The organism is Candidatus Methylomirabilota bacterium (genome assembly GCA_035936835.1).
GTDB lineage: Bacteria > Methylomirabilota > Methylomirabilia > Rokubacteriales > CSP1-6 > AR37.
The window spans coordinates 1-2017 of record DASYVT010000186.1 but is presented as its reverse complement, the minus strand read 5'-3'; the positions used below and the strand labels follow the sequence as shown (position 1 = coordinate 2017).

Genomic DNA, 2017 nt, shown 5'->3' with positions numbered 1-2017 from the left:
AGCAGGCGGGAAAGGTGCCTCGGATAGGTTTTCTTGGGGGGAGGTCCCCTTCCGATATGTCGCCCTTCCTCGACGCGTTCCGGCAAGGGCTGCGCGAGCTCGGGTGGGTTGAGGGCCAGAATATTGTCATCGACTATCGATATGCGGAGGGTCGGTTCGACCGGCTGCCCGACCTCGCGGCCGAGCTGGTCCGGCTCAAGGTGGACATCATCGTAGCGCAGCCGCTGCCAGCAGCGGCGGCAGCCAAGAACGCCACCGAGACGATCCCCATCGTCATGATTTCCGGTGGTGCCGATCCTGTTGGGCTCGGGCTCATCGCGACCCTGGCGCGCCCGGGCGGGAACGTCACAGGGTCGTCCTACAGCGCCGGCCAGGAAATAGGCGGCAAACAGCTGGAGCTCCTCAAGAAGACCGTCCCCAAGGTCCGCCGTGTGGCGATCCTCTCGAACCCGGCCAATCCGGGGCACCCGCCCATGGTAGGAGAACTGAACGTCGCGGCTCGGTCGTTGGGAGTGCAGCTTCAACTCCTGGAGGTCCGAGGACCCAACGAGTTCGACGGCGCATTCGCGGCGATGGCCACAGAGCGCGCGGGAGCACTCCTCGTACTGTCAGATGGGATGTTCAACCTCCACCGAACACGGCTCGCAGACCTCGCAGCAAGGAGCCGCCTGCCGGCAGCATACGGAGTCCGGGAGTTTGTGGACGCCGGGGGCCTCATGTCTTACGGGCCGAGCCTGCGCGATCTCTACCGGCGCAGCGCCGCGTACGTGGACAAGATCCTGAAGGGCGCGAAGCCGGCCGACCTGCCCGTCGAGCAGCCCACGAAGTTCGAGCTGGTGATCAACCTCAAGACCGCCAAGGCGCTCGGGCTCACGATCCCGCCGTCGCTGCTGCAGCGGGCGGATGAGCTGATCCAGTGACGGACCAATGGCGCCCGCCCGTTGCCGGGCAGCAACAGATCCATGCCGCAGGCTGGATCCCGCGCTTTTCCGTTTGACAGCTTCTGCGGGGCGACGTGCTCATGCGGCGGCAGCGCGCGGTACATGCCGGCCCAGGGGCCCACAGTCGCCAGCCGGTGCGCAATCGGCCGGGGTCGAGTCAACAATCATTCCGCGTCGTGAAAACGCCGATCCTGGACGCTCGGCGGGCCCTCGGAAATCGGGGTGTAGAGTCGCCTCAGCAGAAGGAGGGCTCGCCATGCAGATTCATTCGCCATCCGAGCTGGACCGGCTCGGCGACGAGATCGCCGAGCTGTCGGCGCACCTCGACGCCGCCACCGCCCGCCTCCTCACCTTGATCCGGGAATTCGACGCGCGAGGGGGATGGAACTCGGGCTTCCGCTCCTGCGCCGCGTGGCTCTCCTGGCGGGTGGGGCTTGATCTGGGCGCGGCTCGTGAACGGGTCCGGGTCGCGCGGGCTCTCGAGACGTTGCCGCTCCTCGCCGAGGCCCTGGCCCGCGGGCAGCTGTCCTACGCCAAGGTCCGCGCCCTCACCCGCGTGGCCACGCCGGAGACCGAAGCGCGCCTGCTGGCGGTGGGGCGCGCGGGCACGGCCGCGCACGTCGAGCGCATCGTCCGCGGCTGGCGTCGGGTAGACCGGCACGCCGAGGCTCGGGAGACCACCCTGCGGCATGCGGGCCGGGCCCTTCACGTGCACCAGGACGAGGACGGCATGGTGGTCGTGCGGGGGCGGCTGGAACCGGAGGTGGGCGCGCTGCTCATCCAGGCGCTCGCAGCCGCGCGCGAGACGCTATATCAGCGGGCCCGGGTGCCGGACGGGGACGCCGGGCGCGGAAACGTTTCCGCGGAAACGCCCACGATGGCTCAGCGGCAGGCCGACGCCCTGGCGCTCCTCGCGGAGACGGCCTTGCACCATGGGCTTGATCCCGGCGCCCCGGGCGAGCGCTACCAGGTGGTGGTCCACGTTGACGCCCAGGCGCTAGCCGAGCCAGATCAGCCGGGCCAGTCGGTCCTGGAGGACGGCGCGCGCGTTTCCGCAGAAACGTCCCGGCGCCTGG

Annotated in this window: 2 protein-coding genes; both read left to right on the top strand. The window is 69.4% G+C overall.

The window, feature by feature from the left end; genetic code table 11:
- Window positions 1–56 precede the first annotated feature (56 nt).
- Window positions 57–920 (top strand): ABC transporter substrate-binding protein, encoded by an 864-nt coding sequence (locus tag VGV06_16845; GenBank protein ID HEV2056810.1) that lies wholly within the window; start codon window positions 57–59, stop codon window positions 918–920.
- 277 nt (window positions 921–1197) lie between these two features.
- Window positions 1198–2017: DUF222 domain-containing protein (locus VGV06_16840; protein ID HEV2056809.1), on the top strand; the 820-nt coding region annotated here is incomplete at its 3' end.